Source organism: Vibrio sp. VPAP30, from assembly GCF_001188205.1.
GTDB lineage: Bacteria > Pseudomonadota > Gammaproteobacteria > Enterobacterales > Vibrionaceae > Vibrio > Vibrio bivalvicida.
Genome location: NZ_LBLS01000036.1, coordinates 79,912 through 105,670 on the forward strand (window position 1 = coordinate 79,912; position 25,759 = coordinate 105,670).

The following is a 25,759-nucleotide window of genomic DNA, read 5'->3' on the forward strand; positions in this document are numbered from 1 at the left end:
CCTCGATGCTCAAATAGCATACGGCTGTGCGGAAAAAGCGGAGTAAGATATGTACGCTGTTTTCCAATCTGGTGGTAAACAACACCGTGTAAGCGAAGGTCAAACCCTTCGTTTAGAGAAATTAGACGTTGAAACTGGCGCAACTGTTGAATTTGATAAAGTTCTTCTTGTTGCTAACGGTGAAGAAATTAAAGTAGGTGCTCCTCTAGTAGAGGGCGGTAAAGTAGTTGCTGAAGTTGTACAACACGGTCGTGGCGATAAAGTTAAAATCGTTAAGTTCCGTCGTCGTAAGCACTCTCGTAAGCAACAAGGTCACCGTCAGTGGTTCACGGAAGTGAAAATCACTGGTATCAACGCTTAATCGATTAGGAGAGTTTAACAATGGCACACAAAAAAGCTGGTGGTTCTACTCGTAACGGCCGCGATTCAGAAAGCAAACGTCTAGGTGTTAAGCGTTTCGGTGGTGAATCTGTTCTTGCAGGTAACATCATCGTTCGTCAACGTGGTACTAAGTTCCACGCTGGTACTAACGTAGGCATCGGTAAAGACCACACTCTATTCGCTCTTACTGAAGGTAAAGTGAAGTTCGAAGTGAAAGGTCCTAAAAACCGTAAATTCGTTAGCATCGAAGCTGAGTAATTAAACCTAGTTTAATTATTCTATTAGCTTTCAAGCTGAATTCAAAAGCCCTGCCGATTCGGCGGGGTTTTTTATTTATGGTACCAAACAGTTGCTTGGAAAAAGGAATAGATACTAAGGCACTTTGAAAAAAGTCCCTCATTATATATTCCTAAGTGGCAGAACGGTCTCAGTTTACGGGTGATCGATCTGAAATTGGAATCTGCTAGAATTTATATCATTCGGTCATGTACTGAGATGATATTTGCAACGCAGCTACGACAAGTAGCACAAGGGCGGAGTAAGAGATGAAATTCGTTGATGAAGCGGTAGTAAAAGTTCAAGCCGGAGATGGCGGTAACGGTGTAGTGAGTTTCTGGCGTGAGAAATTCGTTGCGAAAGGTGGCCCAGATGGCGGCGACGGTGGTGATGGCGGTGATATTTATCTCCAAGCTGACGAAAACCTCAACACGCTAATTGATTATCGCTTCCAGCGCTTCTATGAAGCCGAACGCGGTGAGAATGGTCGTGGTGGTAACTGTACCGGTAAACGTGGTAAAGACAAAGTACTCCGTGTGCCTGTCGGTACCCGCGCAGTTGATATTCATACCAATGAAATCGTGGCCGAAGTCGCTGAACATGGCAAAAAAGTCATGGTTGCTAAAGGCGGTTGGCACGGATTAGGTAACACGCGTTTTAAATCGTCAGTTAACCGAGCACCTCGCCAAAAGACGCTAGGTACTAAAGGTGAGATCCGTGAAGTTCGCTTAGAATTATTGCTACTTGCTGATGTCGGTATGTTGGGTTTACCAAATGCAGGAAAATCGACATTTATTCGTTCAGTATCAGCCGCTAAGCCGAAAGTGGCGGACTACCCGTTTACCACTTTGATCCCGAGCTTGGGCGTAGTAAGTGTTGTTCCAGAGAAGAGTTTTGTTGTCGCTGATATTCCTGGTCTGATTGAAGGCGCCGCTGAGGGGGCGGGCTTAGGTATCCGCTTCTTGAAGCATCTAGAGCGTTGCCGCGTTTTACTGCATATGATCGATATTATGCCGATCGATCAAAGTGATCCGGTGCAGAATGCGCTAACCATTATTGATGAACTAGAGCAATACAGCGAGAAACTAGCAGGCAAGCCGCGTTGGCTGATCTTCAACAAGGTTGATCTGATGCCTGAAGAAGAAGCGAACGAAGTGATCGAAAATATTCTTGATGCTTTAGGCTGGGAAGAGGACTACTACAAGATCTCTGCAGTGAACAAACAAGGCACCAAAGAGCTTTGTTATAAGCTAGCTGACTTTATGGAGCAACTACCTCGCGAGCAAGAAGAGATCTCTGAAGAAGAGAAAGTCGACTTCATGTGGGATGACTATCATAAAGATGCTATCGCAGGTAAAGATGTTATCACCGAAGATGACGACTGGGATGATTGGGACGATGAAGAAGATGACGGTCACGTTGTCTACGTCCGAGATTAACAGTACATAAAATTCATAGCCGCAATATCTATTGCGGCTTTTTTGTGTCTAAATCAAATCATGCCTGAGCATTTGTCTGCAAAATAGGTGCATTCTAAAGGAGTAGGATAGAATCATGGCATCCAAACAACGAGCCGTTTCTCGTTTAATCGCCCAAGCTGGGCAAATGCTTTTGGCTCATGGTGCTGAAAGTACATTGGTTGGCGATCTTATGCGTCGCTTCGGCTTCGCCGCCGGAATGAATGAAGTCGAAGTTTCACTATCAGCCAGTTCATTGGTGGTCACCACGGTTTATCAAGAGCACTGCATTACAACTGCTCGCCGTTGCCCTGATCGAGGCATCAACATGCAGGCAATTACGCAGGTACAACGAATCTGCATTATGCTCGAACGTGGTATTATCGACTATTCTATGGCGCAGCAGCAGCTTGATAAGATTAATCCTGAGCGTTACAACCGTTGGTTGGTAGTGTTTATGATTGGATTGTCATGTGCCGCATTTAGCCGTTTGGCCGGGGGAGATTGGGTTGTATTTACTATGACCTTTATTGCCTCTTCGGTTGGTATGGTGGTTAGACAGGAAATTGGCCATCGCCATTTCAATCCATTGATGAATTTTACTGCTACGGCATTTGTGACCACTGTTGTTTCAGCACAAGCCGTTATCTATGAACTGGGTAACTCTCCTTCACTGGTAATGGCCTCTTCCGTTCTGATGCTCGTCCCTGGTTTTCCTTTGATCAACTCTGTGGCGGATATGCTCAAAGGTTACATCAATATGGGTATAGCACGCTTTGTTATGGCCAGTTTACTGACATTGGCGACAAGTCTGGGTATCGTCGCAGCGATGAGCTTGGTTGGTGTTTGGGGGTGGGTGGCATGATCTCATTGGAACTTTTACTAGGCTTGCTCAATGACATGCTGTTTGCTGCTATCCCCGCAGTTGGATTTGCATTAGTGTTCAATGTTCCACACAAGGCCTTAATCTATTGTGCATTAGGCGGTGCTATTGGTCATGGCTCGCGTTACTTGATGATGCATTTCGGTATTCCCATTGAGTGGGCAACTTTCTTCGCGGCAATAATCGTTAGTATGGTTGGTATTCATTGGTCGGCACGCTTTTTAGCACACCCGAAAGTGTTTACCGTTGCTGCGCTAATTCCTATGGTTCCAGGTGTCTTCGCCTTTAAAGCTATGATTGCCTTGGTAGAGCTTAACCATAGAGGTTACAGTCCTGAGCTCGTCGCTATGCTGATGGAGAATTTCCTCAAAGCGATGTTTATTATTGCTGGACTCGCTGTTGGCTTAGCTATGCCGGGCTTGCTATTCTATCGCCGTAAACCCATTGTATAGAACCTTAGGAGTAGTGAATGATCATTAGTATGGTCGCCGCAATGGCACAGGATCGAATTATCGGAAAAGACAATCAAATGCCGTGGCACCTTCCTGCTGATTTCGCTTGGTTTAAGCGCTGTACTATGGGGAAACCTGTAGTAATGGGACGTAAAACCTACGATTCGATTGGGCGCCCGCTGCCAGGTAGGAAGAATATTGTGATCAGCCGTGATACATCTCTAGTGATTGAAGGCGTTACTACAGTAACTTCTATTGAAGAAGCACTACAAACCGCTGGAGGTGTGGAGGAGGTAATGATTATTGGCGGTGGAACCATCTATCAAGCTTGCTTACCGTATGCACATAAGCTTTACGTAACTTACATCGAAGCACAAGTTGAAGGCGATACTCAGTTCCCAGCATGGAGTGATGAGTTTTCTGAAATCTACTCTGAAAGCTATGCTGCGGACGAGAAGAATGCTTATGATATGCGTTTTGTAGTTTTGGAGAGGAAGAACTAAGTTCACGTCAATACTACGGAAAACTAGAGTTGATTTCTACAGCTGACACAATTCTAGTTTTCTAGTTTTCTAGTTTTCTAGTTTTCTAGTTTTCTAGTTTTCTAGTTTTCTAGTTTTCTATCTAACGCTTTTTGGGTGAAAAACTGCTTATCTTCCCAGCGCAGCATAGTCAGATGACCGCCCCAGACACAGCCAGTATCAAGGCCAATCACCTCTTCCCCTTCATAACCTTCAAGCGCCGCCCAGTGACCAAAAAGCACTGTTTTTTCAAGTAAGACACGGCTTTTAACGTTAAACCAAGGAACGAGTTTAGCGCTGTTGATTTCATTTGGAGGGAGTTTACATTCCATATCCAATCTGCCATCAGTAAAGCAGAAACGCATCCGGGTAAATGCGTTGATAATATAGCGATAACGCTCGATACCGTGTAAAGAGCTAGTCCAAAGATCGGGCTGATTGGAATACATGTTTTCAATTAGCCAAGGCCAATCGTCACTATGTAGGATTGCCTCGACTTCTTTGGCTGCGTGACGGGCTTGCTCCAAAGACCATTGCGGAGAAATACCGGCGTGGCACATGACGAACTCATTATGTTCAACGAGCAGAGGTTGCTGTCGTAACCAATCAAGCAGTTCTTGTTTATCATCAGCTTTAAAAATTGGCGCGGTCTTGTCTTTGTTCTTGATTTTGAACAACCCTAAAGAGACAGCTAGAAGGTGTAAGTCATGGTTACCTAAGATCACTTTGGCCGCATCACCCAAAGATCGAACAAAACGCAATACTTGTAAAGATTTTGGCCCTCTAGCGACCAAGTCTCCAGCAATCCATAAAGTGTCTTGTTTCGAGTCGAAGTCGACTTTATCTAACAGTAATAGCAGTTCATCAAGACAACCTTGTAGATCGCCGACAATGTATGTTGCCACGGTTGTACCTTAATTAAGAATGTTGGGGATAGCGAGTCTAAAGGGGTCAATTTCAGCGATGAACTCGCTGCCATTTTCGTCATGCATGATGTACTGTCCCTGCATTACACCTACTGGTGTTTCTATAACAGTGCCACTGTTGTAGGTGTACTCATCACTTGCGGAAATAAACGGTTGTTGCCCAACTACACCTTCCCCTTCAATTGTCATTTGTTTCCCATTGGCATCGGTAATTAACCAGCGTCGGCTGATAAGTTGCACGTTTTGTTGACTAAGATTTTTTATCGTAATGATATAAGCAAAAACGTAACGTTTTGCGTCAGGTTGAGATTGGTCTGGAATGTATTTGCTGTGGACTTGGACTTTTATACAAGGGGTAGCTTCCATGTAAACTCCTATGCAAAGTCAAAAAGAGTGATAAATCTGAGATCTATCACTCTTAATATAGTGTGCTTATCTGTGTTTTGCGTCTAGCCAGTTTGCCATATCAACAAATTGCTCTAGCGTCAGGTTCTCTGGACGCATACTAGGGTTGATGCCCAGCTCTTCTAGTGTTTCTGCGCTCATTAGTGCTTTATAACAGTTACGAACCGTTTTACGACGTTGGTTAAAGCCTTCTCGACAGACGCGATCTAACCACTTTAGGTCATTAACTGGATAAGGGATCTCTTCGTAAGGCACCAAACGCACTACCGCAGAGTCTACTTTTGGTGGCGGAACAAAGGCGCTTGGCGGTACTTCTAAAACAGGAACGACTTTACAGAAATATTGAGCCATTACAGTAAGACGACCGTATGCTTTAGTGCCAGGACCAGCAGCTAAGCGGTTGACCACCTCTTTTTGTAGCATAAAGTGCATATCTTGAACGTCTTTATGGAACTCAAAAAGATGAAACATCAATGGCGTCGAAATGTTGTATGGCAAGTTTCCAAAGATACGTAGTTTGTTGTTTGGTTTTACCAACTGAGTGAAGTCGAAGCGCATTGCATCGCCTTCGTGGATAGTCAGCTTGTCACCTAAATCTGGGTGGTTGCGTAAACGTTCAGCAAGATCTCGGTCAAGCTCAATAACAGTAAACTTATCAACTTCCTTACCTACTGGTTCGGTAATCGCGCCTAGACCCGGACCAATTTCAACCAGGTTTTGTCCTGGTTTTGGGTTGATTGCAGAGACAATCCCATCAATGATGTACGGATCATTAAGGAAGTTTTGACCAAAGCGTTTTCTTGCTTTGTGTCCTAAGTGGACATCGTTTCTCATAGTATTCTCAAGTTAATTCGATTTCTTATCGACTAGCTCTATCGCATGAGCCAAAGCCGTTCTAAAGCTTCCTGTGTCCGCATTACCCGTCCCTGCAAGGTCAAGTGCGGTGCCGTGATCAACGGAGGTCCTTATAAATGGCAAGCCTAGGGTGATATTCACCGAGCGACCAAAGCCTTTATATTTTAATACAGGAAGTACCTGATCGTGATACATTCCTAGCACTGCGTCTGCATCTTGCAGATATTTTTCGTTGAAGATGGTATCTGCCGGTAAAGGGCCAATAAGATTAATTCCTTTCTCCTGACGCAGTTTGTCTAGCGTTGGAGTGATGGTATTAATCTCTTCTTTACCGAGTACGCCATCTTCTCCTGCGTGGGGATTCAGTCCACACACGTAGATGTTGGGTGAAGAGATTGCAAATTTTTCAATCAGATCCTTATGTAGAATCTCGATGATTTTCTCTAGTCTCTCTTTTGTAACTGCCTGCGACACATAAGCAAGTGGAATATGTGTCGTGACTAGTGCTACGCGTAGGCCTTCAGTTGCCAACATCATCACAACCAGTGGTGTGTTTGATTTCTCAGCAAAAAATTCCGTATGCCCACTGAATGCCACACCGGAGCGGTTTATCACCCCTTTGTGCACAGGGCCGGTGACAATAGCATCAAATTCACTATTCATACAGCCCAAAGCGGCTCTTTCTAATGTTTTTAATACGTACTGTCCGTTAGCTTCATCGAGTTGGCCAGCGACAACACTATTAGCAAGAGGAATATGCTCGACAACCAGTGTACCTGCTCTTTGAGCAACAACTTGACTATCGGCTTGATAGTCAAGCAGTTCGACTGTAATACCAAGCTGGGTCGCACGTTCTGCCAGCATCTGCTTGTCCGCGCACACCACAATTTGATGGCTCCAGTTTTCTGTGGAGAGGGCGAGCACTAGATCAGGTCCAATCCCTGCTGGTTCGCCAGCGGTAACAATGATGCGTTTAACGGTCATCTTGCTTGTCTTCCTCAACGACTTCGACAAAGGCGCTGGCGCGAATTTCTTGTAACCAAGCACTGGCTTCTTCGTTGAACTTGCGGTTAAACAAAATTCGGTAAGCTTTATTTTTTAGTGCAGAGTCAGTACGGTCGACTTCACGGCGATCCATCACTTCAACAATGTGCCAGCCATGAACGGTTTTAAAGGGTTTGCTAATTTGACCGACTGGCAAAGTATCGACTTGGTGTTTAAATTCCGGAACATACAGATCAGAGGTTTGGTAGCCAAGTTCACCGTCTTGCGCGGCTGAGCCTGGATCTTGGCTATATTGCTGAGCCATTTCACCGAAAGTAGATTCGCCAGACTTGATACGACGAATGATCTCGTTGAGATCGTTTTGCACGCCTTCATCGCTAAGAATTACAGTCGGTTTGATCAAAATATGACGAGCGTTAACTTCAGTTACAGCGATGGTTTCTAGCCCTTTGACATCTTCAATTTTGAGGATATGGAAGCCTACGCCGCTTCTGAACGGGCCAATAATACTACCTTTGTTTTGCAGTTTGATCTGATCTGCGAATATGGTCGGCATTTCTTCTTTACGCATCCAACCCCAATCACCACCTTGCAGTGCTTTTGGACCCTTAGAATAGGTGTATGCCATAGTGCTAAAATCAGCGCCATTTTTTAGTTCTTCGACTAGCCGATTGGCTTCTGTTTCAATAGCTGGTTTATCATCCCCATCATCGACGCGCAACTGAATATGACCGATCTTATACTGCACTGTCGCATTGGTCTCTTGAGCAAGAATGTTGGCTAAGTTATCGACTTCTGCTGGCAGGATATTGATGCGTCGGCGCACGAGTGCATTCCGTGCTTCACTTGCAGCGATTTCTTTACGAATTTGCTCACGAAATTCCGCATAGCTTAAGCCCTCTTCTGCAATTGACGTTCTAAGCTGTTCTGCGGTTTGATTGCTGTTCTTGGCAATATCTTTAATCGCTTCATTAAGGCGGTTATCGTCAATACGCACACCGATACGTTCCGCTTCTTGTTGCTGAATGGTATCAACGATCAGTTTCTCAGTAACCTGTTCAACTAAAATGTCTTGTTCTGGTAATTGTTGACCATTCTTCTTGGCATTAGCTTTCAGCGTTTTTATTGATACGTCAATATCACTTTGTAGCACTACGCCTTCATTAACGATCACTGCCACTTTATCTAGTGGTACTGGCTCAGCTTGCACTGTGCTCATTGCACTTGCCGTTACCAAGCTAAGTAAAGTGTGTTTCCAAAATTTCATTGAAAATCCTATTAAATAATTAGCTCGCTATGGTTAGGCAGCGAGCTAATAAATTAGTTACTTAAAGAGAATGGGCGACCGTAGCCTAGAGAGTTACCTGCGTCATCAAGCCCTGCTAGGCCAGAACCAGCACCAATTGCAGTACCAAAGCCTATAATACCAAAATTGAGAGTAAAATTATTCTCATATAGTGGCTGTGGAGGGGTGGATAGGAGGCCGCTTTGCAACTTCTTACTATAGGTGAATCCAATATACCAGCAATCAGACGTGTAATTAAGTTGCCCCATCCATTCAAGAGCGCTACTGGTTGTCAAGTCGTAAAAATACTGTGCGCTGGCGTTCCAATTACGAGTAATTTGATAGCCTGCTAATAGGCCAGTTTGCGAAATACCATCTTTAGTAATATTGTCGAGGTTTCCAATACTGTCTCCCAACGTAGCTTCGATGTACTCTCTTGTTACATAACGATAGTTACCTTGGATATAGCCGTCACTAAAGCGATACTCTAATGTGCTGTTGCCTAATTGAAGTTCACTGGACTCGATGTCGTATTGAACTCCACCATGATAGAACAAGTAGTCGTCATAGTTAAAATCCATCTCTATCGCCCAAGCAGAGAAATTCGATTTAGAGTCGGGCGCTTTGTCCTCTCTGTCTAAATAAAAAATTTGACCAAACGAGAGATTAAGGCGTTCTTTGTAGGCATCATCAAAAAAGCGTGTCGAAGCCCCATAACTAAATTGATTGGCATCTTTGATCTCATCAACGCCGCTGTATTTTCGGCTACGGAATAAGCCATAGTAATCGGTTTGTAATAGGGTGGTGTCGTACTTACCAATATTAGTCTGATCTTTTTCTGGAACATACAAGTATTGAACCTGTGGCTCGAGGGTCTGAGTGTAGTTGTTAAAAATAACAGTATCTCGCTCTAGTACAATTCCTGCATGAGTTCGAAACTCTGGAATAATTCGCGAGACAGTTTCCTCTAAGCCGTAATATGGGTTGGTTGCCTTGCTGCCAGAAGTGGTATCTACCCCTTCTAAATCTTGCTGATAGTAAGTCCCCAATAGGCGCGCTTCAGTTGTCCAGCTTCCCCAGGTTGTACCAACCGGGAGCGTCAAGCCTGGTTCTACATGCACACGAGTTGCTGAAGGCTGGCCTTTGGCATCGGTATCAAATCGAGAAATATGACTAATCGTATTGAAGTCTAAATAACGCATTAGCTCTGGTGCGTAGTAATTAAAGCTAAGCTGCGGTAGTAAGCGATAGGGTGTTGCGCCTGGAGTTAAGGCTTGAAAGTCGCGCGCGAGTAGCGACGCGTCCCAGTTTTCTGAACGGTATGAGGCTCGGCCTTCTTGAATTAGCTGTCCATCTTCTTGCTTACCAATGCCGGAGTCCATATCCGAAAAGTAACCGATGTCACTGACTTTGGAGTAGTCGATTTCAAACTTCCAGTTTTGCTGGAAAATACCCGAGTGTTGCCATTGAAAACCCCAACGGTCGCCAAGCTCTGGATTTTTCTTGTCATCAACTAAGTATTCAGACTTAAGGGTGCTATAACCAAAATCGGATAAGTAGCGGAACTCGCTATCAAGTTGATTGCCACGATTCTGCATGTGCTTAAAGGTGGTTTTTAGATCGTAGTTAGGTGCTAAGTTCCAGTAGATTGGAACTTCCATCTCGAAACCATCACTTGAGCCATATGAGACTGTTGGATAGAGGAAGCCAGTTTTACGTGTATCGCCGATCGGTACGGTTAGGAATGGCAGATAAAAAACAGGCACGTTAACAATCTCAAAGCGTGGATTGTAGAAGGTTGCTTCCTCTTCATTCTGGTCAATATCAATGCTCGAAGCTCGCATGCGCCATGAGCTATCTCCCTCAGGACACGAAGTGATAGTACCATCTTCAATTTCGTATATTGCCTTGCCAGTTTTCGCAACGTATACCGCGTCACCACGACCAGGCTCACACAGGAATTTATAGTTAGTGTTCTCAAGCGTCACTTCTTCAGTGTTGAGATTGTTGGTGGCTTTTTCAGAGATTGTTTTTACTTCACCATCACTGAAGGTCACATTGCCTTCAGCGACAACAATGTTTTCTTGTTGGTGCATGGTGACGTTGTCAGCCAGCATGCGTTTTTTGCCTTGAACGACAACGACATTGCCACGGTATGTTGCTTTATCACCGTTTATGGCTTCTAAGCTGTCTGCTTCAACATTAACAGGCAGTTGATTAGGATTTTCTGCCTCAGGTTCGTTGATCAGGCATTGATCTATAGTGGGCAGTTCCTGCACACTATCGTCTGATATAGTTTCTGCTTGAGTCAGAGGCACTACAAAAGCAGCAGTGATTGAAGCGGCTAGCAAGGTGCGTTGGAAACGTAACATCGAGTTTTACTATCCTGTTGAACTTGATATATCCGGTGAATAGGGACCGAATGAAAAATAAATCGGCCCTTATAATAAAGTAATTTACAGCTTACGGCACTATCAGACCGCTACGTGAAGAAAAAATTCAGAGATTGAGAGCACATAATGCATATTTTTGGCAAAATTCTCGGCACATTCTTTGGTTTCCTATTTGGAGGCCCTTTTGGTGCTGCATTCGGTTTATTTATAGGCCACCAATTCGATAAAGCACGCCGCTTACGTCAAGCTGGGTTCCACTCAAGCTTTGGTAGTGGGCCAAGCCAGGCCGAACGACAAGAAGAGTTTTTTAAAGCAGCATTTGCGGTTATGGGGCATGTCGCTAAAGCGAAGGGCCAAGTTACGCGAGAGGAAATTCAACTTGCCATGACTATGATGGAGCGTATGAACCTTCATGGTGAGCAGCGTAGAGCGGCACAGGATGCGTTCCGTGAAGGCAAAGAGAGTGACTTCCCGCTTGAGACTGTTCTAGAGCGAGTGCGTATCTCATCTGGAGGTCGGTTCGACTTAATGCAGTTTTTTTTAGAGCTGCAGATTTCAGCGGCGTTTGCTGATGGCGATGTTCACCCTAGTGAGCGCAATGTTTTACATAAGATCGCCCGAGGACTCGGCTTTTCATCAGAGCAACTTGAGCAACGTTTGCGGATGCAAGAGGCCGCGTTTCGATTTCAACAAGGTGGCTTTGGAGGCCAAACGGGTGGGGGACAATCACATCAATCAGGCGGCAGTTGGCAGCAAGCATCTACCGCTGATCAGTTAAGTGATGCTTACAAGCTACTCGGTGTTGATGGCAGTGCTGACTCGAAAACGGTGAAACGTGCCTATCGCAAACTAATGAATGAGCACCACCCAGACAAGCTAATGGCGAAAGGCCTACCACCAGAAATGATTAACGTTGCTAAGGAAAAAGCGCAAGAAATTCAGAATGCCTATGACTTGATAAAAAAAGCAAAAAGTTTTTAATCAGCAGAATTGGATTGCAACAGCGAATCGTAAAAATGAGAGCATAAGGAGAGTGCTTTCTACCTATTTACACTCTAAACCAAATCCGTTTGGAAGTAGATCAACAGTTAAACAAGAGCTTATCTGTTTTAGATCAATTTAGTGTTTAATTTATCAGTAGGATCATGGTATGAGAGTGAGATCTACATCTACACTTACGGTAATGTAATCTAGAGTGATGAACCATGATGGAAACAACTACAAGGAAAGTTGAGGGGATTGGCAGATGTCGGTTCGGTTTGAACACTCAATTAGCTGACATTCAGACGCGGATGCAGGTCCATATCCCCAAACTCGATAAAGTGTGTTTTGCCCTGTATGATGCGCGTGAGCACCTACTTAGAAGCTATGCAGATAGTTCTTCATTATCACTGAGCCTAACCCACTATGAAGCTCCGTTGAGCTCACTACCATACTTAAAAAAAAGTATCGAAAGTAGGTCTCCGGCGGTTCTCAATGACGTTAGTCGATTGCATCCATCTCCTCATGTTAATTCCCTTATAGAGGAGGGATACTACTCTTCAGTCGCTATTCCTACCTTTTTAGAACAGATCTTTAGAGGATTTATATTCCTTAATTCGCACCAAAAAGACGCATTTTGTCCGAGTGATATAGAGGTTGTAAAACCATACTTGAGAATTCTCGAAACGGCCATATTCTCTGAGTATCAGTTAGTCACGGCGTTAATCGATAAATCTAACAAACTGGTTGCGCGTTCTCAGGTTTACCAAAAGGAGTCATTCAGCCACAAGCAGCGTGTCTCCACTTACACCAATATTATTGCTTTGGCGTTAGCTGACGACTATGGATTTGATGATGAGTTCGTTGAACATCTCACTCTGTTTTCTCAGTATCATGATATGGGCAAAGTGATGGTTCTTCCAGAGCTGCTTTGTAAACAACAGCCACTTACCTGGGAGGAAACGGATACTCTACGTAAACATATTATTTACGGTGAAGAGATTGTTAATCAGTTTATCAATGATCTGAATGCATCTGACCATCTAAGTGCACAACTGATGCGTGATGTTGTTTCCTATCACTATGAGTTTTTAGATGGTAGTGGTTACCCTCATCACTTGAGTGGCAATGCTATTCCTATTAGCGCTAAGATTGTCTGTGTTGCTAATATATTTGACGCTTTAACGACACATAAGCCCTACAAACAAGCTTGGTCAGTACCGTATGCACTTTTAGAGTTAGAAAAGATGGTCTGCGATGGCAAACTGGATGCGGATTGCGTCAATGCTTTACGTGATCACCAGCACCAACTTAAATCCATTATTCAACGTTATCCGGAGAGAGATCCCTTAGAGGGGCTCTACTAACTAATATCACTTAGGTGATTAGAACGCTATATAGCGAAAAGGCGTAGTAGGTATTAACCTGCTACGCCTTTTTAAATTTGGTGGCCCTCGCAGACTCAACTTTAATTATTAAGCTTTTGTAATAATTAAATTTTCTTTGTTTTTGTTCTTCTTGTTGGTACATTTGGTGGTACATTGTGTTACAGGTGCAATAATCCATAAATTATACTTAGAACAATTTGAAATATTAATTGTGTTTAATATTTCAATGTTTAAAGTGCTCTAGAGCTTTTGTTGCGTGTTGTGCAACAGTCGCAGCTTTTTATTGTTTGTATTTAAACTTCATGCCTTCTATCTTTGTACATCTTTTTTGTGAAAATACAGGTAAAAGATTCTCGGCTTCTTTGGCGCTACAGCAACGCTTTGTATGCTTCTACTTTTACTTGAGCACATACATTAGGATTTCTAGTTAACTCGAGTAACCTCACTTTAAGGGTATAGATTATATCTCTGTATTCAAAGTGCCCTTTCTCACCGTAAATTTGATAGCTGAGTTCTTCTGTCTGTTCAGCAGCCTTTGAGGCTAAGTATTGCTCGTAGTTGATATGATCCTTGTTACTAAAGAATGATGTGAAGTTGAGTAAAAAAAACGGCGTCAATTCAATGAAGCCAGTTAATCTGGTTTTGTCTTTTTTCGAGAGTCTTGAGCATCGCCGAATCAGGTTCATATCTTCTAAATCCTTTAGCCGATCACTTACTTTATAGGTGTTTGTGCCGAGCTTATCTGCTATCCATTTTCCTCCTACAGGGATTCCACCAATCATTAAATCAAAGTTCTTAGCTAACAACATAGTGACAATAATAAGGTTCTGGGTTCTCTGCTGGCGAAACCCCCTGTCTTGAGCTTTTTCCTCTATGTATTGGTAAATGTTGTCGTACTCAACTAGTGATGCTCCCATTAAGTGGCTCTGTCTTGTTGATTCACTGAGTGGGTGAGAGGGTAGAACATAGATCTCAGAGTTTGGTTCAAAGGGCTTCGTCATTGGCTGAAAATCAGACCATGAGTTGAGCTGGATAAGTGATGAAGGAGTGTGTTGTTTACGCGCAAATCTACCATCTGTTTTTTGGGTATCAGTAAGCACTAAAAACTCATTTTGACGATCAAATGGATTAATAAAGTTGTGCAACGTATGTTGATCAATTGCTGTTTTTTTTGAGTTGTTTTGGGAGGCTTCATTGTTGTGCATAGAGTAAGTTTCCAAGTTTTTTTCGATCTTACGAGATCTGTTATTACAATACTAACTGTTCCAACTTGATTGATTTTTATATGAAAATCTATTTTTTAATAATCCTATTTTATGTGAGTAAATTCCAGAAGCAAAAATGCATGAACCGAGATTTTTACAAAAAAAAGGGTTGGCTGGATGGATTTAGTTGGTGTGAAAGCTCTGTAATCACCTAAAAACAGAGGGTGAGTAAATCGAGGAGGAACGGTAATTAATAATATATATACCCACCCATCTACTAACCTAATCCCACACCTCAACCAACTACCTCATCACTCGATATCTTGGTAGGGGAACCCACCCCCTACCCAAAGAGAGACTTAGAAAATAACGTCACTCTTAGTACCTATGTCAGAAACAAAACATAGGTCACCATCATGTCTAAGAATCTAACCATCACACACGAATCCACTTTCAACGGAAACAAGATATACATCGACAAGGAGGGTTTGGTCGTTGAATACCTAGAAGGGATAGACTCAGTCCTTGAGAAAGCTCTAGAGCAATACGCGAGACTTTTTATCGTTCGAGTAGACCTTAACTTACCAACAGATTTTAGAGGGGATGATTCAGCAGTCATTACTCGTTTCTTCCGATCTCTGAAATCTCAGATAGCGGCATATCGAAGACGAAGTGCTCGGCTAAATGACAAACCTTATCGTGAAACCACCATTCGATATGTCTGGGCGAAAGAGTGTGATACCTCAACAAGCAGCCACTATCATGTTGCACTTATCTTTGACAGAAACGTTTTTCGTTCTTTAGGGGATTTTGGTGAATATCAGCAAAGTTTGGCTAACCGTATCCGTAATGCTTGGAAGCGTTCTGTGGATGCTATCTACTCAGGCAAAGAAAAACCAGCCATACACTTCTCCAAACAAGGTCAGTATCACTTGCTACGTAACTCTGAGGAGTTTGAGGCGGTGTTTCAGTCCGTCTTTTATCGACTGAGCTATCTAGCGAAGAGAAGAACGAAGCACTTTGGAAAACGAATGAACAACTTCGACCATAGCCGTAAATAGCTTAAAAATAACAGCAGTCACAGTTCCTGTGGGATTAACAACAAACTGCAGGAACTCATCATGCCAAATCAGCTCAACGCTACTCACAACCGCTTAGAAGCGTCTAACCACCTCACCATCACCCATGACAGAACGTTTAATGGAAAACCACTCTACTACCACAAGAATGGTCTTATCCTTGAATACCTGGAGGACATCGACCGAGTGCTGACTGAAGCGCTCGGCCAATATCCTAAACTTTGTGTCGCTCATTTTAATGTACGTCTACCAAGTGACTTTGATGGAAACCATTTTGAGGTATTCAGTCGTTTCTTTCGTACCTTGGAGTTGGAAACCAATGAGTTGTGCCTAATGAAGTACAGGCGTAGGCCTCACCAATATCATCAAACGGTCATACGCCATGTTTGGTTCAAGGCGTGTGAGTCCACCAGCCAGTACCATATTGTCTTGTTCTTTGATAAGAGACTTTATCTTTGTTTAGGCAAAAGAGGAGAAGGGAGGAGTCGCTACCTGTCCAGAGTCAGAAAAGCGTGGGATAGAGCAGTCGAAACCGACTACGGTAGAAGATGTTCAGGACTGGCGTATTCTCCATCTGATGACGTGTACGAACTTCTAAAAGGGGATGAAGCGTTTCCATTACAGTTAAATGAACTCTTCTATCGAATAAGTCGTCTCGCGAAGCCCACCACCGAACACGCCGATAATCGGAACTTTGGTTGCAGTCACGACTCACCTTAAAAAATACAGCGCGAGTAATACCTATGTCATTCACACACTCAGAGGTATTACTCATGTCTAACAATACTTACCTTCCCAACATTACCCATTCAAACACGTTCAACGACTACCCCGTGTTTTTCAGTGACAAGGGGTTATACGAATCTGCCTTAACCAGAATGACGGAAGTCTTTGAACAAGCAACGGAGGCGTTTGACGCGGCCTTGGCAACACGTCTGGATTTGTTTCTACCAGAAGACCATCAAGATACCGACCTCAGCATTATTAACGATTACTTTGCGCTGCTTAAAGAAAAGCTCGATACGGATTCATTGTTCTATGTATGGCGCAAGCGAGAGGACAAGGTGCCATCCCACAACTATCGCGTGATGCTGTTTACTGACTACAGCCAGCATTTTGGCACCGCCATTTGTTGGGAAAAACGCAACGAATTGGTTGAGCACCTTAAAACGGCTTGGCAAGAAGCGATAGAAAAGCACTACAGCGGCAAAGCGCGCTCATTGGTATTTCTCAATGACCGAGGCAACTATGGCTTGGGAACACGCTGTAGGGAGCAGGACAAGAACATCAAGCGGACTGTCTTTCATCGCATGAGCAGTCTTGCTGAGGCATGGAATGAGCAGCGTTACTTCTTTGGCTCTAGTTCAGAGTAGAGCGACTGCATTTTTTTACAGTGGCGGCTTATCTCATGGGTATATACAAAGCACAGGAGAAGATTCCCGATGACAATGAGATTTCTACGACTAAAAGAAGTGATGTCACTAACAGGGTTAGGCCGTTCAACTATCTATAAGTTTATGGCTGATGAAACCGACTTCCCAAAGAGTGTGCCACTCGGTGGACGAGCTGTGGCTTGGGTAGAAAGTGAAATTGAGGAATGGATGGAGTCGCGTCTGAGTATGCGAGACAACCAAGAATCTTTTCAGTAACACAAACATCAAATCACACCATCAACGGGGCGCTGGCTAAGTAAAGTCATGCGCCCTTCTTCAATTAGAGAGAGATAAAAAAATGAGTTATTCAATTTACGTAGACGGCGCAGCACCAAACAACCAACACGGATGTACGCGAGGAGGTATTGGGCTGGTGGTCATGGATGAAGACAATGAGATTGTTCATGAAGAGAGCTTCACCATCAATCGAAAAACTGACAGTGCTGAGCTTGAGCTACTGGCCTTAATTGAAGCATTGGAATACGCAGAGGATGAGGATGTCATCTATTCGGATAGTGATTATTGTGTAAAAGGTTTCAACATCTGGATGGACGATTGGAAAGACCGAGGTTGGCGTCGAGCGGATAAGAAACCCGTCAAGAACCGCCAATTGTGGCAACAAGTGGATGAGTTGAGTTCTAGGAAGTATGTCGAGGTACTTAAAGTCAAAGCACACTCTGGTATCGAAGGGAATGAGAGAGCAGACTTGTTAGCGGTTGAAGCCGCTACGCTATAACAGTTGATAGGCGCAGCTTGTGGGATGTATTCCACAAGCTGCTATTCTCATTTGTTTTTAGTATTGATGAGGCCGATGACTTCTCTTAACGTGCAGGTATTTGCTGATATACGCACTGTTTATGAGAGCGCTTGATAAGGAGGGTTGCTGTGCGTTACCTGATATCTATACGACAAATCGTTACCATCGTTACTACCAACACCATGCTTACTAGGCTGCACTAAAGCAGCCTAGGGCCGCTTTTACTTTTTGCTTGGTGGGTTATTGGTGCGACCTCCACCTGATGGATTCGAGGTGCCATTTTTGGTCGGCCATAGCGGGGCGTTGTTTCCTGATTGTTGTTTATTTCTCATGGACTGCTCCTTTTTGTTGAGGTTGCTGACGAATATTCGTCGACAACCATCATGCATGAATACGGAGAGTTATCGGGAGGGGGAAAGAGCGACAGTTACTGGGAGTGACTAAGTGTTTTTTCGTTGATCTCTAATGTAGATATGTACCGCACCTGCTTGAGTCTGCCTTCTGTCTATTTCAAACAGTTCAGTCGCCTCAATGAGCTGGCTCAGAGTGTTGAAGCCGTAGTTTTTTGAACTGAAATCCGGGTATTGTCTTTTGATTAGGCCACCACATTGGCCCAGAAAAGACCAGCCGTCCTCGTCTTGGTATTCACTGGCAGCGCCTCGTAGGATATTCAACAGCTTCGTATCACCTCGTAGTTTATTGCGAGTCTCTCGCGGTTCTACTTTCTTGGGTTTCTCTGAAATGACAGCAGTGACTTCTTCTTTTGGCGCGTATCGCTCTTTAAGGACTTCAGTGTAAATAAAGTCATCACACGCATTACGAAAGGCGATTGGTGTTTTCTTCTCACCGACACCAAAGACATAAATTTGAGACTCTTTGAGGCGTGAAGCCAACTTGGTGAAATCACTGTCGCTACTGATGAGAGCAAAAGCATCATACTTATTTGAGTAGAGTAAATCCATGGCATCAATGATCATGGCAGCATCAGAGGAGTTTTTGCCCTGAGTGTACGAAAACTGCTGAATTGGATTGATTGCCAACTCATTGAGTGGTTGTTTCCAGTTCTTTAAACATCCTGAACTCCAGTCTCCATATGCTTTTTTTACCAGAATATGTCCGTGTTTAGAGAGCTCTTTGAGCACAAAATCTAAAACTGCATATTGTGCGTTTTCTGCGTCAATTAAGACGGCAATTTTCTTTTCAGAGTCTATATCAATCAAATCCATGTCCTTATGATCAAGCGATGTATTAAAGGTGAGCACACCTAGGTGTGATTCAATGATGCTGCGTGTAAGGCTGGGAAGCAACGAGTACAGCTACAGAGTTATCTATTTGAGTGTTGATGCACGAAAGAGATAAAACCTATTGATGAGTGAGTTACTAACATAAGAGGCTGAAGGAACAACGGTCACACTCTAGCGCATTGCTGAGAACAAATAGAGGTTATCAGTCCTGCTTCCTTTATGGATTGAGTAGAATATGCCTCATTAAAAAGTGGCGGTGGGATTAACAGTGAGTTATAGAGTGGTACGGCTAACGGAGCTGATGACGCATGAGTTCGGTCAAGTCGAAGGGGATATAGAAAGGTTAACGGAAAGGGCACTGAGTTCTGCAATCCCTCATGGCATGAGTTTCTCTCGCTTTATGGACAAACTCAAAAGTGGTGAATTGGCCCTGTTGACGGACACACCATCTAAGCCAGTGATGCTCAGAGATGGAATGAGTAAATCGTGGAGCTTGTCTGCTGAAGGACAAGAGGCACTGTCACCGGAGGCAAAAAATGCCTTTCTCTCTAGAGCGAAGATGTCTGGTGGAGTGGCTGGCGGTTCTGCCCCAAGCCGAAGTTCCGCTGGTTATGCGTCTAACATTGACGAAACTTATGTTCCAGAGCCTGTTAAGCCTGATACCTCTGATGCACCACCTAAGCTCAAATATGAATATTGTTTTGAGGTCGCTTGTTCCGATGAAACGTTGAGAAAAAGCGTAGGCTGTGCGTTTCAACTGGGCAAGACTAAGCAAGAAGCCATGATTGGTCGCTGGCAAACCGAGTCCACTGAAAGCGGTACTAAATACACCGCCCATACTGCCTTTGATGAGCCGAAAAAATTGTTTGCGAAAGTGGCGGACAGCTCAATGGGTATCAGTGTACCTGAAAGTGTGCAGGTTAAGCCTATAGGCTCAGGTCTAGTGAGGGAGGCTTTCATTCCAGTTATCCCATCAGTGCAGTTAGGGGAGCGTTTAGGACTGCCAACGGAAGGTTACTACTACCACTTTCATAACGACCGGTTAGTTCAAGAATACAAACTGCTGGGTGAGGGCAAGTGGGCGTTCTATGCCACATGCTCCACTCATGAACGATTGAATGATGAGCAGGGTTACAACGTCTACCAAAGTGCCATTCTGGTTTACTGGAAGCTCGAAGGTAAAGAGATTGAAAACCAACATCTGATTTACTTAGAAAAGCAAATTACCCGAGAAGAGCTTGATAGCCTTAATGAGGATTGGTTGGTTGAACACGGTATTAAGCTTGATATCAACGAACTGCTTGCAGCACCTAAACAGCCTGTCGCGGAAAGGCAAACCACTCAACTTGTGGAAACAGATAAAGCAGAGGCCAAGCCAGAGACGCATATCGTTGCTACAGACTCAAACACCCATCAACGTGAGTTATGGGGAGCGATTGCAGAGCAGTATGGTTTGTCGGCTAAGCAACTACTTGATTTGAACCCGCAGTATGATGCTGACCCTATGAAATTGAAGGTTGGTGACCAATTAGTAGTAAGTAATAAGGCCGAGATTGAACAACAGACCGATTTAAAGTACGGGAAACCAAGTGTTGAAGTGAAGGAGTACAACAAGCCCTCAAACTCAATTTATGACTATTCAAGTTCTTACATCAAAGGCTCCACATTTAAGTCGATGAATTCTGAAGGTGTTGTTCACGATGATCTCACCATTGCTAACTTAAAAGAGATTGAAGAGCAGATAGAGTTCCAACTTGGCTTTGCGAGGGTTGAAGAGTCTCAGTCCCTTAGTGATTATTGGGAACAAGCGCTAATTGGTGTCTCTTCGAAAACGAAATCTCTGATCCAAGAACATAACCAACATCTGAATGATCCCCTAATTCCTGGAGAAATGGTTATCTTCCTAACTAAGGAGCCGTCTTCAGAAGAGGACAAGGCCAAGCTAAAGTCATTAAAAGATAATTTAGTGCTAGCGAGTGAAGAATTGGGCAAGCTGAGCCCCGATCAAATCGAGTTGCATCAAGCTTACTTTGAAGTAATAGAAAATAAGCTGGTGGAGTATTGGAATACGGGTAAGCCGTCGGACTCATTCGCATACATGGGAGCAGCAGTTGGAACAATAGCGCCAGCAATGCAGAAAAATCTGGAAAATGTATCGTCATCACTTAAAAAGATGGATCGTCTTTACCTCGATCTCCTAGCTAAAAAAATCGAACGATCAAGCTTTGTTCGACAGAGGCAAGGTTTGAAGAAAATCCTCGATAAGCAGTTGGATAAACTTACGCAGCGTACTCTGAAGATACCAGTCGACCAAGGCTTAAAGACAAGTTTGGGCATAGACTCTACTAAGTCACTCATTCACAATGCTGATGAAATATTAAAGGCAGGTTCGGTTCCCGAGCTGGGAGCCCGTGTAGCCAATACCGCGAAGTGGATAACTTATGCGGAGAAAGCAGGAAAAGTTGCTATAGGGCTCAGTGTAGCTAGCGGTGTGTATAACGTGTCTGAGAATTGTGGGAGTCTTGAAGCTTGTGCACGTAGCACTGCTAAAGAGACTGGCGGAGTAATTGGAGGCTGGGCTGGAGGTACTGCTGGTGCTGCGGCCGCTGGGGCTTTTGTTGCTTTTGTTGGGATAACTTCCGCGCCCGTTGTTATGCTTGTGGTTGGAGTCGGAGCTTTGGGAGCAGGAATCTATGGTGCAGGCTCTGGTAAGGATATAGCGGAAAAGGCTTATGAATTTTTCGAGTTAGACCTATTTTTGAAAGAAATTGAAAGCAATATTGAGAAAGATATACCTGATGATATCGAAGAGTATATAAATAAGCAGATTTTCAATGATTTCAGTGTTGGATCGAGTTTCTAGGGGGATAAATGTTGGGCATAAAACCACTATTAGGGTTGTTATTTTTCGTGTGGGGGGGCGTCTATTTTTATCACCTTGTCGTCTATTCCTTAGGAGATAAAAAACGTATCAATCAATTAGTAGACAACTTAGCGAAAGAGCCCGAAAGCTTTAAGAGTAAAAACTACATTGCTATGAATAGCATGGGGGCTGGTGGTTTATTCTCATACTTTTGCCTAGTTTACCCTCTTGTAAGACATCGAAGAAGAGAGAAAAAGTGTTCTTCTGACGTTTTTATGTTTTTAAACTGGTTGTTTTTTATGACCGTGCTTTATCTATTTATTTTTGTATAAAGGATAAATATCGCGATCATTTTGGGTACGGATAAGCATTTTTTATAGATAACATATACCTTCAAACAGATGCGTTGAGACAAAAAAAGAATGGGGAGCAATTTCGCTCCCCATTGTCATTTTTTACCGTTGCTGGTGGTATTACTTTTCTTTGATTACTTCACAACCAGCAGGAACGGTGATAGTCGATGCGTCCTTACCTGCTTCTTGCGCCGTTTTTACATCCATTTTGTATTGAGTGCACTTGCCTACACTGACGTTGACCGCACCTGTTTCTATAGATGGGTTACCTCCTAGTGCTCCTCCTCCCTGAGCGAAAACAAAAGGCGTTATTAGGGTTGAAAGTAGAACGAGAATGTTCGTTGTAGTGTGATTCATGGTGTTTCTCTCCTAGTGACTTTCAGATTCATCAGAGGTTGACTTGGTTTTAGGCAGGCATTGAGTGACATCAGAGACTTGTCCGTTCAACTTGCCGCACACATCAGCAGTCCAGTGAAGCAATACGCCAGCAACGAGGGTGGATTGTGGGCCTTGTTTACCATTCCACTGTTTTTCTAAGTATTCCTTAGAGACGTTAGGTGCACCGCCGAGTGCTGCGGTGGCTATAGATGAAGTAGTCATTGAGGCAGCGACTAGAGCTGCAAAAAGGAGTCGGTTTAGATTCATGATGTTGTCCTTATTAAGTAGTAATTTATGGGTTGTTAAAGTTGAATTACCGAGAGTTAGAAGGTGTAGACAAAGGTGCCAGCACTGGAAGTGACTTCGATTTCTTTCACGCTGTCTACGGTGCAGTTGTTACTGTATCCGGTGTAGGTTTCACCGAATTGCAATGAAACGTTTCTAGAAAGCTCTGAGCTTGTTCCAGCGGGCAGGCGGCAGTTACCTCGGTTGACAATGACATTGCTTACTACTGTGTTGTCAGTGATAGCTTGAATCTCAAAGGTCAATGTTCCCCAATGTGGGTTGGTGGATATCGACACTTCAATATCGGCGGTGACGGTTTGCGCTTCTTCCTGTTCGCTGCAAGCGGTGACTCCGAGGAACAGTACACTCAGCATAATGGTCCGAGTTAAGGTATTCATAGGTATCTCTCCGTAGTGGTGAGTCAAATTTGGGATGCACGGATTTCAGCGTGTTCACGCATGAACTGCTCTAGATTGAAATCAGTGGGATAGATAAAAGAAAACGTCGATACACTGGCCTCATCAATCAAAGGCAAGGCTAGGGTGCGTATCGTGGGTTGACCGGATAAACGAAAAAGCAGCAAGAGCGCGTCACATTGAACCGAGAGTCCCAGTGGTTCGATGAGCGCTTTCTCTTGCTGCAAAACTTGACTCGATATGTTGAGCATACGGTTGTTGAGTAATGCCGTGTGTACCGCATTCAGTACTTGCCGCTGCTCATTACTCCACTCACGAATATTGGGTAGTGCTACATGGATTTTGGCTAACCATGCTTGCTCTTTTGAATACGCTGAACCCTTGTGGGGTAAAGGTTTGTCTCTCTCCGAGGAGCGACCTTGCCCATAATTCAGTGCATCGGGAATAAGCGGCAGTAAGTACTTATTCGTCAGTTGCCAATAAAGCATTTCCTGCTTGTTGAGCTTCAGTAATTGCTCTGAAGTTTTCCGATAAACATGAGGCATGCTCATCGAATCACACTCCACGTTAAACACGTCCACAATGATTTCATCGAGATAGCGTTTAATGCTGCGAGTGGTGCGGTGGATATCGAGTTGGGCTAACTGCTGCTGCAACTCCCTAACGGTAATCCAACGATGTTGAGGAATAAGCATCAGCGTGTGCAGCAAAGCGGATAACCCTTCAATGCTGGTTTTATTGCTCATGACTACACTCTCAATACATCAAAGCTCCAAGACCGGAGGTGGACATTTAATGTCGGGAGAGTAGAGGTGAGTCAGACACATAATGTCCAACGGTGAAAATGCCATCAATCGGCAACACGAAAGCGTGAGCCGATTAACATTAACGAGGCTTATGCTTATCACTGAACTCGGCAATCGCTGCCAATAACCCAATCAATAGCACCACTAGAAACCCTAAAGTAGATAGGGTTCCAATGGCACCGAAGAACGGAGATAGTGAGAACAGTGTGATGAGGGCAGTGACAAGTTTGATGGTTTGTAGAAGAAGGGAGGTCATGAGCTATTGCGGGGTGACGGCTATCTCGTTGTAAGCGTCCATATCGACATAAGCAAGAAAGTTACACTCCCACAATTGGTACAACTCTTTGGCATCACGGCTACCCTGCATGGGTAGCCAGCCACGATAAGCCACAAAGAACTGTCCAACCCGAAAGTCGAAATCTAAGTTTCGCTCTAGCTCAGGGTAATGGTTCCCCATATAGGCAAAGTCGGTGATGTACTCAATGCTCCATTCTCCTGTTGAGGTGTGGCAAATTGCAATCTCAACCGGATGAAAACCGCCTTCTTCCGCGCTGTAACTTTTATCGCGAAAGTTAAACACTAGATAACGGTTGGTGGTCATTGCTTTATCACTCAGCAAATGAGCGGTGAACTGTTCACTTAGCAGCGTGTGCAGAGTGTTAGAGACAGGTAGAGTAGATGCAGTAAAGGTTAATTTGGACACAGTGAGTCCTCCTTTTTTCAGGATTCAAATAAGAAATGAGAGAGTGAGAATTATTGGAACGTTCCGACCATCTTCAGTTGCATGTCGTCAAAGACGTTTCTGGAAAGATGACGAGCAAAGGCTTTCATCCATGCTGAGAGCAGATCTTGTACCTCTGGGTGGGATAAATCCGTGCTCCCCACATCGGGTTGATAGCACCAGTGATTAGCAAGGTGAAAGTACAACTCAGGCTCAACGGTTGTGCTGTTGCCATCGGGATAAGAGAAGCTGGCAAAGAACACCACCAGCCAAGGGCTAGTGCCTGACTCTCGTTTGAGCTGTACCTCTATCGGATGTAAACCTTGTCGATGTCGGTAGTAACTCATTTGGCGGCAGTTCAGAACGAGTCTCTCGGCGTTCTCTGGGAGAGTGTATCTATTCAAAAGTGCTTCCAATGACGCATGTAAAGCATCATCAATGCACAGTTCTCCGTAATGTTGTTCAATCATAACCACCCCCTTTCAGCAAATGAGGTGCAGATATCACCCGTTACGATGTGGTCCAATACACGGACATCCACCAGTGCGAGCGCGTCTTTAAGTCTTTCGGTTATCCGTCTATCGGCTTGGGAGGGGGTGGAATCTCCAGATGGATGGTTGTGCGCGAATATCACCGCTGCGGCATTCACATCTAGTACCGCTTTCACCACTTCACGCGGGTAGACGCTGGCCGCATCTACGGTGCCATGAAACAGCTCTTTAAATTCAATCAGTCGGTTTTGGTTATCCAGTAGCAATAAGGCAAACACTTCACGCTCATAGCTGCCTAGCTTACAGCGAACGTACTCTTTAGTGGCTTCGGGTTTGGTTAGGGCATCACCACGCACGTAGCGGTTAGCTAGTATCTCAGCGGCATGCTCTAGGATTTCATTTTCCTGATAGCGTTGCTGCTTTTGGTAATTGGAAGTTTTGGGATTCATTTCAGGCTCTTAACGAATGTTGTTTACGTGGGTTCACGTCAATGACATATATTTGATTTTTCTTTGAATAA

General features: G+C 44.0%; 30 protein-coding genes. 14 read left to right on the top strand and 16 right to left on the bottom strand.

Annotated features, from left to right (window positions below; genetic code table 11):
* The first annotated feature begins 49 nt into the window (after positions 1-49).
* The 6 genes from rplU (at position 50) to folA (ending at position 3,952) form a co-directional block, all read left to right on the top strand.
* Complete coding sequence (gene rplU, locus ZX61_RS15770) at positions 50-361, top strand: 50S ribosomal protein L21 (RefSeq protein WP_049845561.1); 312 nt, start codon at positions 50-52, stop codon at positions 359-361.
* A 20-nt stretch (positions 362-381) separates the two neighbouring features.
* Positions 382-639, top strand: a complete 258-nt coding sequence (gene rpmA, locus ZX61_RS15775; RefSeq protein ID WP_004409945.1) for a 50S ribosomal protein L27 — start codon at positions 382-384, stop codon at positions 637-639.
* Positions 640-926: 287 nt separating this feature from the next.
* Positions 927-2,096 carry an Obg family GTPase CgtA gene (cgtA, locus tag ZX61_RS15780; RefSeq protein ID WP_049845562.1) on the top strand — a complete coding sequence of 390 codons (1,170 nt, stop codon included), beginning with the start codon at positions 927-929 and terminating at the stop codon, positions 2,094-2,096.
* Positions 2,097-2,211: 115 nt separating this feature from the next.
* Entirely contained in the window at positions 2,212-2,979 is a 768-nt protein-coding gene (locus ZX61_RS15785) for a threonine/serine exporter family protein (RefSeq protein WP_049845563.1), read from the top strand.
* Entirely contained in the window at positions 2,976-3,449 is a 474-nt protein-coding gene (locus ZX61_RS15790) for a threonine/serine exporter family protein (protein WP_049845564.1), read from the top strand. Before ZX61_RS15785 ends, ZX61_RS15790 begins: the two co-directional genes overlap by 4 nt.
* Positions 3,450-3,466: 17 nt before the next feature.
* Positions 3,467-3,952 (top strand): type 3 dihydrofolate reductase, encoded by a 486-nt coding sequence (gene folA, locus ZX61_RS15795; RefSeq protein WP_049845565.1) that lies wholly within the window; start codon positions 3,467-3,469, stop codon positions 3,950-3,952.
* 101 nt (positions 3,953-4,053) lie between these two features.
* On the opposite strand, the gene apaH is transcribed toward folA, so the two are convergent.
* From apaH to lptD, 6 genes are all read right to left on the bottom strand, one after another.
* A complete protein-coding gene (apaH, locus tag ZX61_RS15800) occupies positions 4,054-4,875 on the bottom strand; it encodes a bis(5'-nucleosyl)-tetraphosphatase (symmetrical) ApaH (protein ID WP_049845566.1) in 822 nt (273 codons plus the stop codon).
* Between the two features lie 9 nt (positions 4,876-4,884).
* Positions 4,885-5,262 (bottom strand): Co2+/Mg2+ efflux protein ApaG, encoded by a 378-nt coding sequence (gene apaG / locus ZX61_RS15805; protein WP_049845567.1) that lies wholly within the window; start codon positions 5,260-5,262, stop codon positions 4,885-4,887.
* A 66-nt stretch (positions 5,263-5,328) separates the two neighbouring features.
* On the bottom strand, positions 5,329-6,135 hold the full coding sequence (gene rsmA, locus ZX61_RS15810; RefSeq protein WP_049845568.1) for a 16S rRNA (adenine(1518)-N(6)/adenine(1519)-N(6))-dimethyltransferase RsmA: 807 nt from the start codon (positions 6,133-6,135) through the stop codon (positions 5,329-5,331).
* Between the two features lie 12 nt (positions 6,136-6,147).
* On the bottom strand, positions 6,148-7,140 hold the full coding sequence (pdxA, locus tag ZX61_RS15815) for a 4-hydroxythreonine-4-phosphate dehydrogenase PdxA (protein WP_049845569.1): 993 nt from the start codon (positions 7,138-7,140) through the stop codon (positions 6,148-6,150).
* On the bottom strand, positions 7,130-8,428 hold the full coding sequence (gene surA, locus ZX61_RS15820; RefSeq protein WP_049845570.1) for a peptidylprolyl isomerase SurA: 1,299 nt from the start codon (positions 8,426-8,428) through the stop codon (positions 7,130-7,132). The genes pdxA and surA overlap by 11 nt, the downstream gene beginning before the upstream one ends.
* Before the next feature lie 53 nt (positions 8,429-8,481).
* Positions 8,482-10,818 carry an LPS assembly protein LptD gene (gene lptD, locus ZX61_RS15825; RefSeq protein ID WP_049845571.1) on the bottom strand — a complete coding sequence of 779 codons (2,337 nt, stop codon included), beginning with the start codon at positions 10,816-10,818 and terminating at the stop codon, positions 8,482-8,484.
* 147 nt (positions 10,819-10,965) lie between these two features.
* On the opposite strand from lptD, the gene djlA reads away from it, so the two are divergent.
* Together djlA and ZX61_RS15835 are read left to right on the top strand one after the other, a co-directional pair.
* Positions 10,966-11,820 carry a co-chaperone DjlA gene (gene djlA / locus ZX61_RS15830; RefSeq protein WP_049845572.1) on the top strand — a complete coding sequence of 285 codons (855 nt, stop codon included), beginning with the start codon at positions 10,966-10,968 and terminating at the stop codon, positions 11,818-11,820.
* 224 nt (positions 11,821-12,044) lie between these two features.
* A complete protein-coding gene (locus ZX61_RS15835; RefSeq protein WP_235431344.1) occupies positions 12,045-13,187 on the top strand; it encodes an HD domain-containing phosphohydrolase in 1,143 nt (380 codons plus the stop codon).
* A 389-nt stretch (positions 13,188-13,576) separates the two neighbouring features.
* On the opposite strand, the gene ZX61_RS15840 is transcribed toward ZX61_RS15835, so the two are convergent.
* The gene (locus tag ZX61_RS15840) at positions 13,577-14,413 is read right to left on the bottom strand and encodes a hypothetical protein (RefSeq protein ID WP_235431345.1); all 837 of its coding nucleotides are present in this window, start codon (positions 14,411-14,413) and stop codon (positions 13,577-13,579) included.
* 416 nt (positions 14,414-14,829) lie between these two features.
* Here ZX61_RS15840 and ZX61_RS15845 point away from each other — a divergent pair, with 416 nt between their 5' ends.
* The 5 genes from ZX61_RS15845 (at position 14,830) to ZX61_RS15865 (ending at position 17,661) form a co-directional block, all read left to right on the top strand.
* Positions 14,830-15,474 carry an inovirus Gp2 family protein gene (locus ZX61_RS15845; protein ID WP_150115013.1) on the top strand — a complete coding sequence of 215 codons (645 nt, stop codon included), beginning with the start codon at positions 14,830-14,832 and terminating at the stop codon, positions 15,472-15,474.
* Positions 15,475-15,534: 60 nt separating this feature from the next.
* Complete coding sequence (locus ZX61_RS15850) at positions 15,535-16,212, top strand: YagK/YfjJ domain-containing protein (protein WP_049845575.1); 678 nt, start codon at positions 15,535-15,537, stop codon at positions 16,210-16,212.
* A gap of 53 nt (positions 16,213-16,265) precedes the next feature.
* The gene (locus tag ZX61_RS15855; RefSeq protein ID WP_082173507.1) at positions 16,266-16,865 is read left to right on the top strand and encodes an inovirus Gp2 family protein; all 600 of its coding nucleotides are present in this window, start codon (positions 16,266-16,268) and stop codon (positions 16,863-16,865) included.
* 75 nt (positions 16,866-16,940) lie between these two features.
* On the top strand, positions 16,941-17,141 hold the full coding sequence (locus ZX61_RS15860) for an AlpA family transcriptional regulator (protein WP_001211744.1): 201 nt from the start codon (positions 16,941-16,943) through the stop codon (positions 17,139-17,141).
* An 82-nt stretch (positions 17,142-17,223) separates the two neighbouring features.
* On the top strand, positions 17,224-17,661 hold the full coding sequence (locus ZX61_RS15865; protein ID WP_049845577.1) for a ribonuclease HI: 438 nt from the start codon (positions 17,224-17,226) through the stop codon (positions 17,659-17,661).
* A 461-nt stretch (positions 17,662-18,122) separates the two neighbouring features.
* Here ZX61_RS15865 and ZX61_RS15870 read toward each other — a convergent pair whose 3' ends face one another.
* Positions 18,123-18,902, bottom strand: a complete 780-nt coding sequence (locus ZX61_RS15870) for an NYN domain-containing protein (protein WP_049845733.1) — start codon at positions 18,900-18,902, stop codon at positions 18,123-18,125.
* 280 nt (positions 18,903-19,182) lie between these two features.
* Here ZX61_RS15870 and ZX61_RS15875 point away from each other — a divergent pair, with 280 nt between their 5' ends.
* Positions 19,183-21,789, top strand: coding sequence for a LysM peptidoglycan-binding domain-containing protein (locus tag ZX61_RS15875; RefSeq protein ID WP_049845734.1), 2,607 nt, complete (start codon positions 19,183-19,185; stop codon positions 21,787-21,789).
* 473 nt (positions 21,790-22,262) lie between these two features.
* On the opposite strand, the gene ZX61_RS15885 is transcribed toward ZX61_RS15875, so the two are convergent.
* From ZX61_RS15885 to radC, 8 genes are all read right to left on the bottom strand, one after another.
* Complete coding sequence (locus ZX61_RS15885; RefSeq protein WP_049845578.1) at positions 22,263-22,499, bottom strand: hypothetical protein; 237 nt, start codon at positions 22,497-22,499, stop codon at positions 22,263-22,265.
* Positions 22,500-22,511: 12 nt separating this feature from the next.
* On the bottom strand, positions 22,512-22,787 hold the full coding sequence (locus tag ZX61_RS15890) for a hypothetical protein (RefSeq protein ID WP_049845579.1): 276 nt from the start codon (positions 22,785-22,787) through the stop codon (positions 22,512-22,514).
* A 56-nt stretch (positions 22,788-22,843) separates the two neighbouring features.
* Positions 22,844-23,203, bottom strand: coding sequence for a hypothetical protein (locus tag ZX61_RS15895; protein WP_049845580.1), 360 nt, complete (start codon positions 23,201-23,203; stop codon positions 22,844-22,846).
* A gap of 23 nt (positions 23,204-23,226) precedes the next feature.
* Complete coding sequence (locus ZX61_RS15900) at positions 23,227-23,967, bottom strand: transcriptional regulator (RefSeq protein ID WP_049845581.1); 741 nt, start codon at positions 23,965-23,967, stop codon at positions 23,227-23,229.
* 139 nt (positions 23,968-24,106) lie between these two features.
* Positions 24,107-24,283 carry a hypothetical protein gene (locus ZX61_RS24145; protein WP_150115014.1) on the bottom strand — a complete coding sequence of 59 codons (177 nt, stop codon included), beginning with the start codon at positions 24,281-24,283 and terminating at the stop codon, positions 24,107-24,109.
* 3 nt (positions 24,284-24,286) lie between these two features.
* Positions 24,287-24,730, bottom strand: coding sequence for a DUF2787 domain-containing protein (locus ZX61_RS15905; protein WP_049845582.1), 444 nt, complete (start codon positions 24,728-24,730; stop codon positions 24,287-24,289).
* A gap of 50 nt (positions 24,731-24,780) precedes the next feature.
* On the bottom strand, positions 24,781-25,218 hold the full coding sequence (locus ZX61_RS15910; protein WP_049845583.1) for a DUF2787 domain-containing protein: 438 nt from the start codon (positions 25,216-25,218) through the stop codon (positions 24,781-24,783).
* On the bottom strand, positions 25,215-25,688 hold the full coding sequence (radC, locus tag ZX61_RS15915; protein ID WP_049845584.1) for a RadC family protein: 474 nt from the start codon (positions 25,686-25,688) through the stop codon (positions 25,215-25,217). The genes ZX61_RS15910 and radC overlap by 4 nt, the downstream gene beginning before the upstream one ends.
* Between the last annotated feature and the right edge of the window lie 71 nt (positions 25,689-25,759).

What these genes read in the sequence shown, in the direction of transcription:
- rplU (WP_049845561.1), top strand. Translation starts at nt 50, where the DNA reads ATGTACGCTGTTTTCCAATCTGGTGGTAAACAACACCGTGTAAGCGAA.
- rpmA (WP_004409945.1), top strand. Translation starts at nt 382, where the DNA reads ATGGCACACAAAAAAGCTGGTGGTTCTACTCGTAACGGCCGCGATTCA.
- cgtA (WP_049845562.1), top strand. Translation starts at nt 927, where the DNA reads ATGAAATTCGTTGATGAAGCGGTAGTAAAAGTTCAAGCCGGAGATGGC.
- ZX61_RS15785 (WP_049845563.1), top strand. Translation starts at nt 2,212, where the DNA reads ATGGCATCCAAACAACGAGCCGTTTCTCGTTTAATCGCCCAAGCTGGG.
- ZX61_RS15790 (WP_049845564.1), top strand. Translation starts at nt 2,976, where the DNA reads ATGATCTCATTGGAACTTTTACTAGGCTTGCTCAATGACATGCTGTTT.
- folA (WP_049845565.1), top strand. Translation starts at nt 3,467, where the DNA reads ATGATCATTAGTATGGTCGCCGCAATGGCACAGGATCGAATTATCGGA.
- apaG (WP_049845567.1), bottom strand. Translation starts at nt 5,262, where the DNA reads ATGGAAGCTACCCCTTGTATAAAAGTCCAAGTCCACAGCAAATACATT.
- rsmA (WP_049845568.1), bottom strand. Translation starts at nt 6,135, where the DNA reads ATGAGAAACGATGTCCACTTAGGACACAAAGCAAGAAAACGCTTTGGT.
- pdxA (WP_049845569.1), bottom strand. Translation starts at nt 7,140, where the DNA reads ATGACCGTTAAACGCATCATTGTTACCGCTGGCGAACCAGCAGGGATT.
- surA (WP_049845570.1), bottom strand. Translation starts at nt 8,428, where the DNA reads ATGAAATTTTGGAAACACACTTTACTTAGCTTGGTAACGGCAAGTGCA.
- lptD (WP_049845571.1), bottom strand. Translation starts at nt 10,818, where the DNA reads ATGTTACGTTTCCAACGCACCTTGCTAGCCGCTTCAATCACTGCTGCT.
- djlA (WP_049845572.1), top strand. Translation starts at nt 10,966, where the DNA reads ATGCATATTTTTGGCAAAATTCTCGGCACATTCTTTGGTTTCCTATTT.
- ZX61_RS15835 (WP_235431344.1), top strand. Translation starts at nt 12,045, where the DNA reads ATGATGGAAACAACTACAAGGAAAGTTGAGGGGATTGGCAGATGTCGG.
- ZX61_RS15840 (WP_235431345.1), bottom strand. Translation starts at nt 14,413, where the DNA reads ATGCACAACAATGAAGCCTCCCAAAACAACTCAAAAAAAACAGCAATT.
- ZX61_RS15845 (WP_150115013.1), top strand. Translation starts at nt 14,830, where the DNA reads ATGTCTAAGAATCTAACCATCACACACGAATCCACTTTCAACGGAAAC.
- ZX61_RS15850 (WP_049845575.1), top strand. Translation starts at nt 15,535, where the DNA reads ATGCCAAATCAGCTCAACGCTACTCACAACCGCTTAGAAGCGTCTAAC.
- ZX61_RS15855 (WP_082173507.1), top strand. Translation starts at nt 16,266, where the DNA reads ATGTCTAACAATACTTACCTTCCCAACATTACCCATTCAAACACGTTC.
- ZX61_RS15860 (WP_001211744.1), top strand. Translation starts at nt 16,941, where the DNA reads ATGAGATTTCTACGACTAAAAGAAGTGATGTCACTAACAGGGTTAGGC.
- ZX61_RS15865 (WP_049845577.1), top strand. Translation starts at nt 17,224, where the DNA reads ATGAGTTATTCAATTTACGTAGACGGCGCAGCACCAAACAACCAACAC.
- ZX61_RS15885 (WP_049845578.1), bottom strand. Translation starts at nt 22,499, where the DNA reads ATGAATCACACTACAACGAACATTCTCGTTCTACTTTCAACCCTAATA.
- ZX61_RS15890 (WP_049845579.1), bottom strand. Translation starts at nt 22,787, where the DNA reads ATGAATCTAAACCGACTCCTTTTTGCAGCTCTAGTCGCTGCCTCAATG.
- ZX61_RS15895 (WP_049845580.1), bottom strand. Translation starts at nt 23,203, where the DNA reads ATGAATACCTTAACTCGGACCATTATGCTGAGTGTACTGTTCCTCGGA.
- ZX61_RS15900 (WP_049845581.1), bottom strand. Translation starts at nt 23,967, where the DNA reads ATGAGCAATAAAACCAGCATTGAAGGGTTATCCGCTTTGCTGCACACG.
- ZX61_RS24145 (WP_150115014.1), bottom strand. Translation starts at nt 24,283, where the DNA reads ATGACCTCCCTTCTTCTACAAACCATCAAACTTGTCACTGCCCTCATC.
- ZX61_RS15910 (WP_049845583.1), bottom strand. Translation starts at nt 25,218, where the DNA reads ATGATTGAACAACATTACGGAGAACTGTGCATTGATGATGCTTTACAT.
- radC (WP_049845584.1), bottom strand. Translation starts at nt 25,688, where the DNA reads ATGAATCCCAAAACTTCCAATTACCAAAAGCAGCAACGCTATCAGGAA.